Annotated in this window: 10 protein-coding genes; 7 read left to right on the top strand and 3 right to left on the bottom strand. The window is 67.8% G+C overall.

Annotation, left to right across the window (positions count from 1 at the left end; all coding sequences use genetic code 11):
• Positions 1 to 19 precede the first annotated feature (19 nt).
• The 3 genes from QTI04_RS08180 to QTI04_RS08170 all read right to left on the bottom strand — a co-directional run bounded on the left by QTI04_RS08180 (position 20) and on the right by QTI04_RS08170 (position 4,939).
• Positions 20 to 673: a redoxin domain-containing protein gene (locus QTI04_RS08180; protein WP_286600952.1), complete on the bottom strand. Its 654-nt coding sequence runs from the start codon at positions 671 to 673 to the stop codon at positions 20 to 22.
• Positions 674 to 695: 22 nt separating this feature from the next.
• Positions 696 to 3,959, bottom strand: a complete 3,264-nt coding sequence (locus tag QTI04_RS08175; RefSeq protein WP_286615004.1) for an adenylate/guanylate cyclase domain-containing protein — start codon at positions 3,957 to 3,959, stop codon at positions 696 to 698.
• Between the two features lie 65 nt (positions 3,960 to 4,024).
• Positions 4,025 to 4,939, bottom strand: a complete 915-nt coding sequence (locus QTI04_RS08170; RefSeq protein ID WP_286600950.1) for a LysR family transcriptional regulator — start codon at positions 4,937 to 4,939, stop codon at positions 4,025 to 4,027.
• A 133-nt stretch (positions 4,940 to 5,072) separates the two neighbouring features.
• On the opposite strand from QTI04_RS08170, the gene QTI04_RS08165 reads away from it, so the two are divergent.
• From QTI04_RS08165 to QTI04_RS08135, 7 genes are all read left to right on the top strand, one after another.
• On the top strand, positions 5,073 to 7,202 hold the full coding sequence (locus QTI04_RS08165) for a 3-hydroxyacyl-CoA dehydrogenase NAD-binding domain-containing protein (RefSeq protein ID WP_286615003.1): 2,130 nt from the start codon (positions 5,073 to 5,075) through the stop codon (positions 7,200 to 7,202).
• 11 nt (positions 7,203 to 7,213) lie between these two features.
• Positions 7,214 to 8,404, top strand: a complete 1,191-nt coding sequence (locus tag QTI04_RS08160; protein WP_286615001.1) for an acetyl-CoA C-acyltransferase — start codon at positions 7,214 to 7,216, stop codon at positions 8,402 to 8,404.
• A 10-nt stretch (positions 8,405 to 8,414) separates the two neighbouring features.
• On the top strand, positions 8,415 to 9,623 hold the full coding sequence (locus tag QTI04_RS08155) for an acyl-CoA dehydrogenase family protein (protein WP_286614999.1): 1,209 nt from the start codon (positions 8,415 to 8,417) through the stop codon (positions 9,621 to 9,623).
• Positions 9,624 to 9,633: 10 nt separating this feature from the next.
• On the top strand, positions 9,634 to 10,770 hold the full coding sequence (locus tag QTI04_RS08150) for an acyl-CoA dehydrogenase family protein (RefSeq protein WP_286614998.1): 1,137 nt from the start codon (positions 9,634 to 9,636) through the stop codon (positions 10,768 to 10,770).
• Positions 10,770 to 11,969, top strand: coding sequence for a CaiB/BaiF CoA-transferase family protein (locus QTI04_RS08145; protein ID WP_286614996.1), 1,200 nt, complete (start codon positions 10,770 to 10,772; stop codon positions 11,967 to 11,969). Before QTI04_RS08150 ends, QTI04_RS08145 begins: the two co-directional genes overlap by 1 nt.
• A 20-nt stretch (positions 11,970 to 11,989) precedes the next feature.
• The gene (locus QTI04_RS08140) at positions 11,990 to 12,994 is read left to right on the top strand and encodes a tripartite tricarboxylate transporter substrate binding protein (protein ID WP_286614994.1); all 1,005 of its coding nucleotides are present in this window, start codon (positions 11,990 to 11,992) and stop codon (positions 12,992 to 12,994) included.
• A 69-nt stretch (positions 12,995 to 13,063) separates the two neighbouring features.
• Positions 13,064 to 15,004: an acyl-CoA synthetase gene (locus QTI04_RS08135; protein ID WP_286614992.1), complete on the top strand. Its 1,941-nt coding sequence runs from the start codon at positions 13,064 to 13,066 to the stop codon at positions 15,002 to 15,004.
• The last annotated feature ends 12 nt before the right edge of the window (positions 15,005 to 15,016 follow it).

The raw sequence follows: 15,016 nt of genomic DNA, 5'->3' as shown, positions 1-15,016 counted from the left end.
AATCAGGCCCGCGTGCGCCTCAGGCAGCGCAGGCGCGCGCCGCGCCGAGGATCACGTCTTCGGAGGGCAGCTTGCCGATGCCGGGCAAGCCCTCTGCGGCGCACTCGATTTCCGCCCAGCGCACGATGCCGTCGCGATCGATCATGAACTGCGCCTTCAGTTGCGGCCATTGCTTGTCGACTTCACCCAGGTCGGTCGGCGTGCAGGCGTAGCCGTCGAGTTCGCCGATCACCTTGGCCGCCTGGGAAATCGGCAGCGGTTCGGGCAGATCACCGAAAGGATTGACTCGGACCTCATCCAGCTGCTGGAGCAGCTCGGGCGTCGACTCGGGCTTCGGAACCCCGAAGGCGCGGTGGGTCGACAGCTCTGGGTCGGATGCCAGGCGCAGCCGCGTCGGCCTGAACTTGAAGTACAGCCGCGCGTTTTCGGGCTCGGTCGCCACGACGGCCAGTGTCTCGACTCCCACCGCCTTCAGCTTCTGTTCGAGCGCGCCGAGCTGGACGAGCTGTCGTCGGCAGAACGGGCACCACAGACCCACCATCAGCGCGAGGAACACCGGGCTGCGTCCGCGGTAGTCGGCGAGCGAAACGGTCTCGGGCCCGGCGACTGCCGGAAGGGAGAAGTCGGGGGCCGGGTCGCCCGGCGCCACGGGATGATTCATCACGAATGCCATGTCGAGGCTCCTTCAGGCAGGTTCAGCAGAGGAACGGAAGCACCATCAGGGCGTCGGGCTCGAGGCCGGCGCGCTCGCATACCGCTTGTGCCAGGGCGAGGTAGGTTTCCGCCTGTGCGGGGCGCCCGGCATCGAGGTACAGCGTAGCCAAACCATCGTAGCAGGGAAAGAGCAGTTGAGGCTCGTCGATCCTCTCGGCCAATTGCAACGCTTCCTTGTAAGAAGCGAAGGCGCGCGCACTATCGCCATGGCACTGATAGATCTGGCCCAGCACGATCAGCGGCACCGCAAGGTGATCGAGCAGTCCCAGGCGGCGATCGAGGCTGGCGGCGGCACGCGCAGCCTCGATGCCCTCGGCCTCGCAGCGGTTGGTCAGCGCGCAATAGGCGACCGCGAGATTCGCGTAGAGCCGTGACTGGAAGCCGAGGTCGCCCACTTTCCGGGCAGTTTCCAGGCCGCGCAGGCAGGTCTCGATGCTGCGCTGCGGGTCGAGCGATGCATACAGCACGCCCAGGTTGGTGTAGCCGCGGCAGGCCGCCTGCAGCATATTGTTCGCCTCGGCCTGCGCGACGCTGCGTTCGACATGCTCCACCGCCTCGGCAGGCCGTCCCAGCCGTGCCAGTGCCACGCCGAGCGTGTTGCAGGCCTCGGCGCGCACGACGCTGGCCTCCCGCTCGCGGCCCGTGGGCTCGGAAGGCACCTCCGCCAGGGCGCGCTGAGCCAGCGCCAGCGCGGTGTCGTTGTCGCCGGCCCGGAAAGCCAGCCGGCCCATCTCCTGGAACAGGTGCGCGCGTTCGATCCGGTCGCCTTCTTCGCCCAGGCGGTCGAGACCGGCGCTGAAGCAGGCGCTGGCGCGCTCGCGCTCGCCGGCCTCCCAGTGCAGGCCGCCCGTCTTGCGCAACACGCGCGCGGTGCGGACCGGATCGTCTCGCCGTTCGTCCGCGCGCTGGACAACCGCATATTGGGCGAGCGCATCGGTGCGCCGCCCCTGCAGGCCGAACAGGTCGGCCAGGCGCTCGCGCGCGTCGAGTTCCGCCGTCTCGACCTCGGCCTTCGCGGCCACCGTGTCGACCGTCGATTCGTCCAGCGTGTGCAGCGCGCGTTCGTAGTGGCGAATGGCGTCGTCGTTGGCGTAGACGGCGCGCGCCCAGTCGCCGGCGGCCACGAGGTAGCGAGCCCCGCGTGCCTTGTCCGGCGACAGGCTCCAATGGTGCGCCAGCGCCTCCAGCTCGACCAGACGCAGGGGGCTGCGCGCCTGCTCGTCGATGGGCGCCTGCGCGTCGACGCCCAGCACGAATTCCAGCGCGAAGCCGGCACGTTGGTGGAGTTCGGTGCGCCGCGAGAGCAGCAGGTTCTGATAGGCCACTTCGTGCAGCAGCGCATGGGTGAAGCACCAGCCTTGCCCATCGGCCCGGATGAGGTCGGCCGCCGCGAGCCGATGCAACGAAGCTTCGACCGATCGCGGCTCGCTCGCGATGCGTTGCAACAGCGCGCCGTCGAACCCGACTCCCCACACCGCCGCTTCTTGAAGCACCCGCCGGTCGTCCACGCCCAATCCGTCGATGCGCGACAACAGCAGACCGTACAGCGTCGGCGGAACATCCACGCTGTCGCACGGGTCCTCGCAGACCCAGCGCCCTTCCTTTTTCACCAGCAGGCCGCGCCCGGCCAGGCTGCGAACGATCTCCTCGACGAACAACGGGTTGCCTCCGGCACGCGCCGCGACGAAATCGAGCACGGGCGCCAGGTCATCGTCCGCGGACGCTTCCAGCAGGTGACGCACGAGCGATCGAGACTCCTGCTCGTGGAGCGGACCCAGCTCGATCACGGAGGGTTCGGCTCGCTCGGTGCGCAGCGAACGCGCATCGGGACGCTGAAAGACCAGCACCATCAACGGCCGGTCCGCGAGTTGGTCGACCACCTCGCCCAGCAGATCGACGGACGCCGCATCGGCCCAGTGCAGATCGTCGACCACGACCATCACCGGTTGCTGCGACAGCCGGCGCTCGATCAGCGCCCGTGCTGCCAGGGTGATCTGGCGCTGGAGTTGCTCGGGTTCGATGTCGCGCGGCTTCGTGTCCTGGATGCCGAGCAGGTAGTTCAGCACCTTCCCCACTGCATCGGCTTCGTCGGCGTTGGCGCCGAGGGACGTCAAACCCTCTTGCAGCTTGCGCCGGGCCGATTCCAATGACTCCCCCGCATCCACGCGGTACGCATCGCGAAACAGCGCGCCGAAGGTGCCATAGGTGGGCTCGCCGAGCGATGAACAGTTGGCGCGACGAACGCCCGTCGCCGCCAAACGTTCGTCGCCTTCGAGGCGCGCGAAGAACTCGGCGAGCAGCCGGGACTTGCCGGCCCCGGCCTCGCCGACGACGCTGACCACCTGCGCCTTCCCGCCCTGCATGCGGTCGAACGCAGCCAGCAGACGTTCGACCGCATCGCCGCGCCCGACCATCGGCGCCGCGAGCCCGAGGTCGGCGAGCCCGCGGGCGGAGGCCAGTTCCGTGCGCACGCCGATCAGGCAATGCACGCGCAGGGGCTCCGCCTTGCCGCGTAGCGCCAGTTCGGAGGGCGGCTCGAATTCGAAGCGGTGCCTCACCATTGCATGGGTCGCTTCCGACACCAGCACCCTGCCCGGCGCCGCGGCCGTGAGCAATCGCGACGCGGTGTTCACCGTATCGCCGGTGACCGCATACGCGCCGCCAGTGCCGCTGCCCAGGCTGCCGGCCACCACCGCGCCGGTGTGAACGCCGATGTGCAGCGTGACCGGCCGTCCGAGGCGCGCCATCCACTGCGCGCTCAGCTGCTCGACGCCTTGCATCATGTCCTGCGCCGCGTCCACGGCGCGCAGCGGGTCGTCCTCGTGCGCGCGGGGCGCGCCGAACACCGCCATCACTGCGTCGCCCACGAACTTCTCGACGAAGCCGTCGTAGCGCGCAATGGACTGCGCCATCGCGGCAAACAACGCGTTCTGGAAGGTGCGCAGCGTTTCGGGGTCCAGCCCTTCGGCGAGCGACGTGAAGCCCGTCAGATCGGCGAACACCACGGTGACCTGGCGGCGATCCGCCTCATGGCTGGGCTCGCTGATGGCCGGTGTCGGCGGCACGCTGGCGATCGCCGGGCCCGCCGCCGCCCGCGCCGTGCCGCAGCGCGGGCAGAACGCAAAGTCGGACTCGCATTCGTATCCGCACGACACGCAGGAACAGGCGAGCCGTCGCCCGCAGCGCTGGCAGAAGGATGACGTGGGCAGCACATCGGCGCCGCAGCCGGCACAGGTCGTGGTCATCGAGCGTTCCGTGCCCCGATGCTGCCGCACTTCCGCCGCCCGCGCCATGGCGGGCGCCCGGGGTGCTACGCGTCCTGCGCGGCGCCCGCTGCCGTGCCTCGGGCGCGCTCCAGGATGAAATCGATGAAGGTCCGCGTCGCGCGCGTGTGCTGGCGGTTCGGCATGTAGAGCATGAACATTTGCGTGCCGAAGATGCTGAGCCGCCAGTCGTCGAGCGTGGTCACGACGTCGCCGCGCCGCACGTCGTCATTCACCACGTAGTCGGGCACCAGCCCGATACCCAGGCCGGCGAGGATGGCCTGCCTCAGGAAGAGAAAGTTCTCGGAGATCAGCGTGGGCTCCAGCACCACCTCGCGGCGCTCCTCCCCCTGATAGGCCGACACGCGCAACTGCCGTCCGATCACGGCTGCGGTGACCACCGGCGCGGCCTGCAATTCATCGAGCTGGGTGGGCAGCGCGTGTTCCCGTGCATAGGCAGTCGATGCGCAGGCCACGTAGCGCACCGGGCCCAGTTCGCGCGCAACGAGGTTCTGCGGCGGCTCGGGGATCACGCGGATCGCGATATCCACTTCGTCGCGCAAGAGATCCTCGATGCGGTTCTCGAAAAGCACGTCCAGCACGATGCCGGGGTACTGTCGCTTGAAGTCGATGAGCCACTCGGACATGACGAGTTGCCCGTAGCCGCTCGGCACGCTGAGCCGCACGCGACCCTGCAGGCTCTGGCCCAGCGTCGTCACCGACTCCCTCGCGGCCATCAGCTCGCCCTGGATGGCAAGGCCGTGCTGGTAGAGCCGCAGGCCGATTTCCGTCGGCTCGGCGCGCCGCGTGGTGCGTCGCACCAGTTGCGCGCCCACCGAGCGTTCGAGCTGGTTCAGGTGATAGCTCACATTGGCGCGGCTCATCTTCAGCCGTCGCGCGGCCGCGCTCAGGTTCCCGGCGTCAAGGATTTCGACCAGCAGGGTCAGCGATTGCAGGTCCATGGCATCGATTCTGTCAAAAATCCTTTGACAGTCTGTCAATGGGTAATGCAATTGTCAAATTGGTGTGCCGGATCAAGAATCGCGGATTCACCCTCTAGGAACCGTCCGGTTCCGCCATCCGGAGACACACAGCATGGCCACGACTCCCACTCCTTCTACGTCCGAACCCGTCACGTTCCAGCGAGATGCCAACGTGCTGGTCGTGACCATCGACAACCCGCCGGTCAATGCGCTGGGCGTCGATGTGCGCCGCGGCCTGGTGGCTGCGATCGATGCGGCCGAAGCCGACAGCGGTGTCGCCGCGGTGCTGATCGTGGGTGCGGGGCGCAACTTCATCGCCGGCGCAGACATCCGCGAGTTCGGCAAGACGCCGCAGCCGCCGTCGCTGCCGGAAGTCTGCGGCCGCATCGAGAACTGCAGCAAGCCCGTGGTGGCTGCGATCCACGGTGCGGCGCTCGGTGGCGGGCTGGAGATCGCACTGTCGGCGCACTACCGCCTGGCCGTGGCTTCCGCCAAGCTCGGGCTGCCTGAAGTGCAGCTCGGCCTGCTCCCCGGCTCCGGCGGCACCCAGCGCGCGCCGCGCCTGATCGGCGTGAAGCCCGCGCTCGAACTCATGCTCAGCGGCCGCCACACCGGCGCGAAGGAAGCGCTGTCGCTGGGCCTGATCGACCGTCTCGGCGAAGGCACCGACGCACTGCCGCAAGGCCTCGCCTATGCGAAGGAACTCGTCGCCGCCAAGGCCCCGGTGCGCCGCACGCGCGATGCCCAAGGGCTGGCCGATACCGAAGCCAGCCGTGCCGCACTGCAAGCCGCCCGCGCCGACACGGCCAAGAAGAGCCGCGGCCTGTTCTCGCCGATGAAGATCATCGAAGCGGTCGAAGCCGCGCTCACGCAGCCCTTCGACGAGGGCATGGCGCTCGAACGCAAGTTGTTCCTGCAGTGCATCGACAGCCCGCAGCGCGCGGGCCTGATCCACGCCTTCTTCGCCGAGCGCGAAGTGCTCAAGGCGCCAGAAACCAAGGCCGCGAAGCCCCGCCCGCTGGAGTCGGCGGGCATCGTCGGCGGCGGCACGATGGGCGCAGGCATCGCGGTGGCGATGCTCGACGCCGGCATGCCCGTGACCATGATCGAGCGCGACGAGCCCAGCCTCGCGCGCGGTCGTGCCCATGTCGAGAAGGTCTACGACGGCCTCATCCAGAAGGGCCGCATGACGGCCGAGGCCAAGGCGGCCGTCATGGCGCGCTTCTCGGGCTCGACCTCGTACGACGCGCTGGCCAAGGTCGACATCGTGGTCGAAGCCGTGTTCGAGGAGATGGGCGTCAAGAAGGCCGTCTTCGCCGAACTCGACCGCGTCTGCAAGCCCGGCGCCGTGCTCGCCACGAACACCTCGTACCTGGACATCGACGAGATCGCCGCCAGCATCTCGCGCCCGGCCGACGTGGTGGGCCTGCACTTCTTCTCGCCGGCGAACATCATGAAGCTGCTGGAGATCGTGGTGCCCGGCAAGGTGAGCGCCGACGTGGTCGCCACAGGCTTCGAGCTTGCGAAGAAGCTCAAGAAGGTGCCGGTGCGCGCCGGCGTGTGCGACGGCTTTATCGGCAACCGCATCCTCGCGGTCTACCGCCAGGCGGCCGACCACATGATGGAAGACGGCGCATCGCCCTACCAGATCGACAAGGCGGTGCGCGATTTCGGCTACCCGATGGGACCGTTCCAGGTGTCCGACCTCGCAGGCGGCGACATCGGCTGGGCCACGCGCAAGCGCAAGGCCGCAACGCGCGACCCGAAGGCGCGCTACGTGCAGATCGCAGACCGCATCTGCGAGCGCGGCTGGTTCGGCCAGAAGACCCAGCGCGGCTACTACCTCTATCCGGAAGGTGCACGCACCGGCACCGATGATCCCGAGGTGCTTGCGATCATCGATGCGGAGCGCCAGCGCGCGGGCATCGCGACGCGCAACTTCACCGACGACGAAATCATGCGCCGCTACATGGCCGCGATGATCAACGAAGGCGCCAACGTCGTGCACCAGCGCATCGCGCTGCGTCCGCTCGATGTGGACGTGACCTTCCTCTACGGCTACGGCTTCCCGCGCCATCGCGGCGGCCCGATGAAGTACGCCGACACCGTGGGCCTCGCCAACGTGCTGGCCGACATCCGCGAATTCGCGAAGCAGGACCCGCTGTTCTGGAAACCCTCGCCGTTGCTGGTCGAGCTGGTCGAACGCGGCGCCGATTTCGCAAGCCTCAACCAGTCCGAATAAGGAGATATCCCATGCGCGAAGCCGTCATCGTCTCAACCGCCCGCACGCCGCTCACCAAGGCGCACCGTGGCGAATTCAACATCACCCCCGGCGCGACGCTGGCAGCCTTTGCAGTCAAGGCCGCGGTCGAGCGCTCGGGCATCGATCCCGCGCTGATCGAGGACGCGATCCTCGGCTGCGGCTACCCCGAAGGCACCACCGGCCGGAACATCGCACGCCAGAGCATCATCCGCGCGGGCCTGCCGATCGGCATCGCCGGCACCACGGTCAACCGCTTCTGCGCCTCGGGCCTGCAGGCGATCGCGATGGCAGCGGGCCGCATCGTGGTCGACGGCGCCCCGGCCATGATCGCGGGCGGCGTGGAAAGCATTTCGCAGATCCGCACCCGCAGCGCCACCGACAGCGGCGACAGCGGCATGGACCCGTGGATCGTCGAGCACAAGCCCGCGCTCTACATGGCGATGATCGAGACCGCCGACATCGTGGCGCAGCGCTACGGCATCAGCCGCGAGGCGCAGGACCGCTTCTCCGCCGAGAGCCAGCGCAAGACCGAGGAAGCGCAGATCGCCGGCCGCTACAAGGAAGAGATCGTGGCCTGCAGCACCACGATGGCCGATACGAACAAGGAAACCAAGGAAGTCACGCAGCGCGAAGTGACGATCGACCACGACACCTGCAACCGCCGCGGCACGACCTACGACGCGCTCGCCAAGCTGCAACCCGTGATGGGCGCGGACAAGTTCGTCACCGCCGGCAATGCATCGCAACTCTCCGATGGCGCCTCGGCCTGTGTGCTGATGGAAGCCAAGGAAGCCGAGCGCGCCAACCTGAAGCCGATGGGCGCATTCCGCGGCATGGCCGTCGCCGGCTGCGAGCCCGACGAGATGGGCATCGGCCCCGTGTTCGCGGTGCCGAAACTGCTGGCGCGCCACGGCCTGAAGGTCGACGATATCGATCTCTGGGAACTCAACGAAGCCTTTGCTTCGCAGTCCATCTACTGCCAGGACAAGCTCGGCATCCCGGCCGAGCGGCTCAACGTCAACGGCGGCGCGATTTCCATCGGCCATCCGTTCGGCATGACGGGCGCGCGGCTGGCCGGCCACGTGCTGATCGAAGGCAAGCGCCGCGGCGCGAAGTACGCCGTCGTCACGATGTGCATCGCCGGCGGCATGGGTGCCGCCGGCCTCTTTGAAATCTATTGAGGAGTCCGCCATGGACCTGAACTTCACCCCCGAAGAAGAAGCCTTCCGCAGCGAAGTGCGCGACTTCCTGGCCACCAAGTTGCCGGCCCGCCTCTCCGACAAGGTCGCGACCGGCAAGCACCTGAGCAAGGCCGACATGCAGGAATGGCACGCCATCCTCAACGAGCGCGGCTGGCTGGCCAACCACTGGCCCGAACAGTACGGCGGCCCGGGCTGGACCGCGGTCGAGAAGTTCATCTTCGAGAACGAATGCGCGCTGGCGCACTCGCCGCGCATCGTGCCCTTCGGCGTGAACATGCTCGGCCCGGTGCTCATCAAGTACGGCAACGAGGCGCAGAAGCGCCACTGGCTGCCACGCATCCTCGACGGCTCGGACTGGTGGTGCCAGGGTTACTCGGAACCCGGCGCGGGCTCCGACCTGGCATCGGTCAAGACTTCCGCCGTGCGCGGTGTCGATGCGCAGGGCGACCACTACATCGTCAACGGCCAGAAGACATGGACCACGCTCGGCCAGCACGCGAACATGATCTTCTGCCTCGTTCGCACCAACCGCGAGGCTAAGAAGCAGGAAGGCATCAGCTTCCTGCTGATCGACATGACTTCGCCCGGCATCGAAGTGCGTCCGATCATCACGCTCGACGGCGATCATGAAGTCAACGAGGTGTTCTTCAGCGACGTGCGCGTGCCCGCCGAAAACCTCGTCGGCGAGGAAGACAAGGGCTGGACCTGCGCCAAGTACCTGCTGACCTACGAGCGCACCAACATCGCCGGCGTCGGCTTCTCGGTCGCCGCGATGGAACAGCTCAAGCTCATCGCCGCGAAGCAGACCAGGAACGGCCGCCCGCTCGCCGAAGACCCGGCTTTCGCGGCGCGCATGGCGAAGGTCGAGATCGACCTGGAGAACATGAAGACCACCAACCTGCGAGTGATCGCGGCAGTGGCGGGTGGCGGCGTGCCGGGTGCGGAAAGCTCGATGCTCAAGATCCGCGGCACCGAGATCCGCCAGGAGATCTCGTCGCTGACCCGTCGCGCGATGGGTTCGTATGCGCGGCCCTTCGTGGTCGAGGCGCTGAAGGAAGGCTTCGACGGTCAGCCCGTCGGACCGAGCTATGCGGCGCCGGCTGCGGCCCGCTACTTCAACAACCGCAAGCTGTCGATCTTCGGCGGCTCGAACGAAATTCAAAAGAACATCATCTCCAAGATGATCCTCGGACTCTGAAGGAACAGTCATGAACTTCGAACACACCGAAGACCGGCGCATGCTCGCCGACAGCCTGAACCGTTTCATCGCAGAGCAATACGCCTTCGAGACGCGTGACCGCATCGCCAAGTCCGCGCAGGGATTCAGCACCGAGATCTGGCAGCAGTTCGCCGAACTCGGCGTGATCGGCGCGCTGTTCAGCGAAGCCGATGGCGGCTTCGGAGGTGGCGGCTTCGATGTCGCGGTGGTCTTCGAGGCGCTGGGCCGCGGCCTCGTGGTCGAACCGCTGCTGGGCGCCGTGATGGCTGGCGAGGCCATTTCCGTTGCGGGCAACGACACGCAAAAGGGCCTGCTGGCAGAGATCGTCGGCGGCACCACGATCGCCACGCTGGCACATGACGAACCCGAAACCCACTACGAACTGAGCCGCGTGCAGACGCGCGCCGAGCGCAGCGGCGACGGCTGGGTGCTGAAGGGCGCCAAGGCGGTCGTGCAGCAGGGCGAACAGGCTAATCTCTTCGTGGTCTCCGCCCGCACCTCGGGCGCGGTGGACGACGAGGCCGGCATCTCGCTCTTCCTCGTGCCCGCGAAGACACCTGGACTGACCGTGCGCGGCTGCCCCGCGATCGACGGCGGCCGCGTGGCCGAACTCGGCTTCGACAACGTGAAGCTCGGCGCCGACGCATTGCTGGGCACCGAAGGTCAAGGCCACGCCACGCTCGAACGCGCCATCGGCCGCGGTGTGCTCGCGCTGTGCGCCGAAGCGCTCGGCGCGATGGAAGCCGCCAAGACGGCCACGCTGGAGTACCTGCGCACGCGCAAACAGTTCGGCACGCTCATCGGCAGCTTCCAGGCGCTGCAGCACCGCATGGCGGACCTGCTGCTGGAAATCGAGCAGGCGCGTTCGGCCGTGATCAACGCGGCCGCGGCCATCGACGCCGATCGCGTGACGCGCGAGCGCGCGCTGTCGGCGGCCAAGGTCAGCATCGGCCGCATCGGCACACTGGTGGCCGAGGAAAGCATCCAGATGCACGGCGGCATCGGCATGACCTGGGAACTGCCGCTCGCCCACTACGCCAAGCGCCTGGTGATGATCGACCACCAGCTCGGTGACGAGGACCACCACCTCCAGCGCTACATCGCGCTGGGACGGGAGCATCACTGATGAAAGGCACTCTGCCGCTGGCCGGCGTCCGCGTTCTCGACCTTTCGCGCATCCTCGCCGGGCCGTGGTGCGGCATGGTGCTGGCCGACCTCGGCGCGGAAGTGATCAAGGTCGAGCACCCCGGCCGCGGCGATGACACGCGCGACTGGGGCCTGCGCGTCGGCGCCACCGAGACGGCCTACTTCAACAGCGTCAACCGCAACAAGCGCTCGGTCGGCCTCGACCTTCAGACCCCCGAGGGCCAGGAGATCGCCCGCGAACTCGCGAAGAAGAGCGACGTCGTGATCCAGAACTTCAAGTTCGGAGGCATCGACAAGCTGGGCCTCGGCTACGACCGGCTGCGGCAAGACAACCCCGGTCTCATCTACTGCTCGATCTCCGGCTACGACCGCACCGGCCCCGAAGCCGCACGCCCCGGCTACGACCTCGTCGTGCAGGGTGAGGCGGGACTGATGGCGCTCAACGGCGAGGCGAACCAGCCGCCGCTGAAGTTCGGCGTCGCCGCCGTCGACCTGTTCACCGGCATGTATTCCGCGCAGGCCGTCCTCGCGGCGCTCTACGAGCGCGAGAAGACCGGCACCGGCCGCCACATCGAGATGGCACTGTTCGACTGCGGCCTGATGATCACCGCCTACTACGGTCTCGAAGCCCTGCTGATGGGCGAAGACCCGCCGCGCTATGGCAATGCGCATCCGTCGATCGTTCCCTACGGCGTGTTCGATGCCGAAGACGGCCCACTGGTCATCACCGTCGGCAACAACAGCCAGTTCGCGCGCTTCTGCACCGACGTGATCGAGCGGCCGGACCTCGCCGACGACGAACGCTTCAAAACCAACATCCTGCGCTCCGCCAACCGCGAGGTGCTGATGCCCGAGATCAACCGCGAACTCGGCAAGCGCAAGCGCAAGGCGCTGCTCGAACAGCTCACGCGCTCAGGCATTCCCTGCGGCGAAGTGCTCGGCCTGCTCGAAGCCTTGCAGTCCAAGCGCGCCACCGATGCCGGGCTCGTGACCACGCAGCCGCATCCCGTGGCCGGCAGCGTCAACGTGCTCGCGCCGCCCTACCGCTTCGACGGCGAACGCCTGCCCGTGCGCAGCGCACCGCCACAACTCGGCGAAGGCACCCGCGATGTGCTGCAGTCGCTGCTCGGCCTCTCCGACGAAAAGCTCTCCCAACTGAAATCGAATGGCGTCCTCTGACGCCGCATCCTGAAGAACCCATGGCCTCCCGTTTCCTGACTTCCGTCCGCAACCCCGCGCGCCGCGCGCTGCTCGCTCTCGCGCTGCCGCTGCTGGCAGGTTCCGCTTTCGCACAGGCCCAAGCCTGGCCGACCAAGCCGATCACGATCATCGTGCCCTTCCCCGCCGGCGGCCCGACCGACACGGCGACGCGCATCATCGGACAGAAGATGTCCCTCGGCCTCAAGCAGCCGGTGCTGATCGACAACCGCAGCGGCGCCTCCGGCACCATCGGTGCGGCGGCTGCCGCCAAGGCCGCGCCGGACGGTTACACGCTGGTGATGCTCGCGACGCCCACCCTGCTCGCGGGACACCTGTACGGCCCCACCAGCTACGACATCTTCAAGAACTTCACGCCGGTGGGAACGACCTACGATCTGCCGATCGTGATGGTGGTCAATCCCAAGGCGCTGCCCGACGCGACCGGCCTGCAGCAACTCATCGCCAAGGCCAAGGAGCAAGGCGGCAAGGTCAACTACACCACCGCCGGCACGGGCAGCTTCGGCCACCTGACGACCGAGTCGCTCAAGACGGTCGGGCACTTCGACATGCAGCACGTGCCCTACCGCGGCAGCGCACCCGCCGTGACGGACCTGATCGGCGGGCAAGTGCCGATGATGTTCTCCGACCTTATCGCCGTGCTGCCGCACATCAAGTCGGGCACGCTGCGCGCCATCGCCGTCGGATCGTCCAAGCGCGTGAGCCTGCTTCCCGACGTGAAGACGGTGGCCGAGCAGGGCTTCCCCGGCTTCGACGCCACCTCGTGGGGCGGCATGCTCGCGCCCGCCGGTACGCCGAAGGAAGTGGTCGCGCGCCTGAACGCCGAGTTGAAGAAGGCACTCGCCGACAAGGAAGTGCAGGAGAAGCTCGAAGGCGTCGGCACCTTCGCAGCCTTCCAGACGCCCGAGCAGATGGCGACGCGCATGCGCCAGGACTACGAGCGCTGGGGCAAGGTGATCCGCGACAACAACATCACCAACAAGTAGGTCGCACTTCGGGCCGTGGGACGGCCCGGCGCATGATTCAAGACAAAACCGAACCAGGAGACAGCACTCATGAGCCGCACGAGCGAACCCCGGATCGCAGCGCCCTTCAGCGCGTCCTTTCCCATCCGCAGCCTCGCGGACATCCGCCGGCTCGAGGAAACGCCGCTCGACGAGGCGCTGACCGTTCGCAGCACCTACGAGATCTTCCGCAATGCCGGCGCGGCCTTCGGCGACAAGACGGCGTTGACCTTCCTGCGCACGGGCAATCCGGCGGACGAGCCGATCCGCTGGTCCTATGCCGAGCTGCTGGCCGGCATCCACCAGACCGCCAACGCACTGCATGCGCTCGGCGTCGGGCCCGACGATGCCATTGCCGTGCTGCTACCGGGCTGCCTGGAGTACCACCTCGCGCTGTGGGGCGGTGCGGCGGCCGGCATCGTGCAGCCGCTCAACCCGCTGCTCACCGACGAAAAGCTGGTCTCGCTGATGACGGCGGGCCGTGCCAAGGTGTTGATCGCCTATGGCTCCGACGCCGAATCCGGCATGTGGTCGAAGGCGATGCGGCTTCGCAGCCAAGTGCCCACGCTCACGACCGTGCTGCGCGTGGCGCCGCATGACGAAGCGCCCGGCAGTGCAGGGGCCTTGCCCGAAGGCGTGGCCGACTTCAAGACCTTGCGCGAACGCGAGCCGGATGACCATCTGGTGAGCGGCCGCGACATTCAAGCCAGCGACATCGCCGCCTACTTCCACACCGGTGGCACCACGGGCGCGCCCAAGCTCGCGCGCCACAGCCACGGCGCACAGGTGTTCACCGCCTGGGCCAGCGTGAACGTCGCCGGCCAGGGTTCGAGTGACACCTCCATCAACGGCTATCCGTTGTTCCACGTCGCGGGCGTGCTGCCGGCCTCGCTGGCATCGCTGTCCGCGGGCGTGGAGGTGATCATTCCGACCACTTCGCTGCTGCGTAACAAGGAGGTGCTCGCCAATTACTGGCGGCTGGTCGAGAAGTACCGGCCGACCTCGCTGTCGGCGGTCCCGACCGTGCTCGCGGCGCTGGCGAACGTGCCGCTCGATGGCGCGGACATCTCGTCGATCCGCTATTGCCGCACTGGCGCCGCCGTGCTGGCACCGGAACTCGCGGCGCGCTTCGAGCGCCTTTTCGGCCTGCACGTGCACGAGAGCCTGGGCATGACGGAGATGGCCGGGATCTCGACCATCACGCCACCGGGCGTGATCGGGCCTGCGGGCTGCGTCGGTTTTCCGCTCCCCTTCACGCAATTGCGCATCGTCGCTCTCGACGAGAACGGCAATGCCAGCGACCGCGACCTGCCGGCGGGCGAACAGGGCATGGTGCTGTTCAGGTCGCCGAACCTGTTCTCGGGCTTCGTCGATCCGGCCGACAACGCCAAGGCCTTCACGACCGACGGCTGGCTCGCCACCGGCGACCTCGGCTGGATGGACGACGAGGGGCGGCTGAATCTCAGCGGCCGCTCGAAGGACCTGATCATCCGCAGCGGCCACAACATCGATCCGAAAGTCATCGAGGACGCACTCGGTGCGCACCCCGCGGTGCAGCTGTGCGCCGCCGTTGGCGCACCGGATGCCTATGCGGGCGAGCTGCCGGTGGTCTTCGCGACGCTCGTGCCCGGCGCATCGGCGAGCGAGGAAGAATTGCTGGCCTTCACCGCCGGGCGGGTCGACGAAGCGCCGGCCAAGCCCAAGTCGGTGATCGTCATCGAGACGATGCCGATGACCAACGTCGGCAAGATCTTCAAGCCTGAACTGCGCTCGATGGCTGCGCGCAAGGTGGCCGCCACGATGGTGGACGAAGCCTGCGCCGCATTGGGCGTCGGCGCCGCGGTACGCCCGCAGGTGCAGGCCGATGGCGACAGTGCGCTGAAGGTCGTTGTCGACGCGGCGGCCGTGGGAGCGCAGGCACCAGCGCTGCAGAGCCAGTTGCAGCAGTTGCTGGGACGCCTGCCCATCAAGGCGCAGGTGATCCTGAAATAGCCGCGCGCATTC

Source organism: Variovorax sp. J22R115, from assembly GCF_030317005.1.
In the GTDB taxonomy this organism is placed as follows: Bacteria; Pseudomonadota; Gammaproteobacteria; order Burkholderiales; family Burkholderiaceae_C; genus Variovorax.
The sequence above is the reverse complement of the archived record's forward strand: the minus strand, read 5'-3'. Positions and strand labels throughout refer to the sequence as shown.

What these genes read in the sequence shown, in the direction of transcription:
- QTI04_RS08140 (WP_286614994.1), top strand. Translation starts at nt 11,990, where the DNA reads ATGGCCTCCCGTTTCCTGACTTCCGTCCGCAACCCCGCGCGCCGCGCG.
- QTI04_RS08180 (WP_286600952.1), bottom strand. Translation starts at nt 673, where the DNA reads ATGGCATTCGTGATGAATCATCCCGTGGCGCCGGGCGACCCGGCCCCC.
- QTI04_RS08175 (WP_286615004.1), bottom strand. Translation starts at nt 3,959, where the DNA reads ATGACCACGACCTGTGCCGGCTGCGGCGCCGATGTGCTGCCCACGTCA.
- QTI04_RS08135 (WP_286614992.1), top strand. Translation starts at nt 13,064, where the DNA reads ATGAGCCGCACGAGCGAACCCCGGATCGCAGCGCCCTTCAGCGCGTCC.
- QTI04_RS08165 (WP_286615003.1), top strand. Translation starts at nt 5,073, where the DNA reads ATGGCCACGACTCCCACTCCTTCTACGTCCGAACCCGTCACGTTCCAG.
- QTI04_RS08160 (WP_286615001.1), top strand. Translation starts at nt 7,214, where the DNA reads ATGCGCGAAGCCGTCATCGTCTCAACCGCCCGCACGCCGCTCACCAAG.
- QTI04_RS08150 (WP_286614998.1), top strand. Translation starts at nt 9,634, where the DNA reads ATGAACTTCGAACACACCGAAGACCGGCGCATGCTCGCCGACAGCCTG.
- QTI04_RS08170 (WP_286600950.1), bottom strand. Translation starts at nt 4,939, where the DNA reads ATGGACCTGCAATCGCTGACCCTGCTGGTCGAAATCCTTGACGCCGGG.
- QTI04_RS08155 (WP_286614999.1), top strand. Translation starts at nt 8,415, where the DNA reads ATGGACCTGAACTTCACCCCCGAAGAAGAAGCCTTCCGCAGCGAAGTG.
- QTI04_RS08145 (WP_286614996.1), top strand. Translation starts at nt 10,770, where the DNA reads ATGAAAGGCACTCTGCCGCTGGCCGGCGTCCGCGTTCTCGACCTTTCG.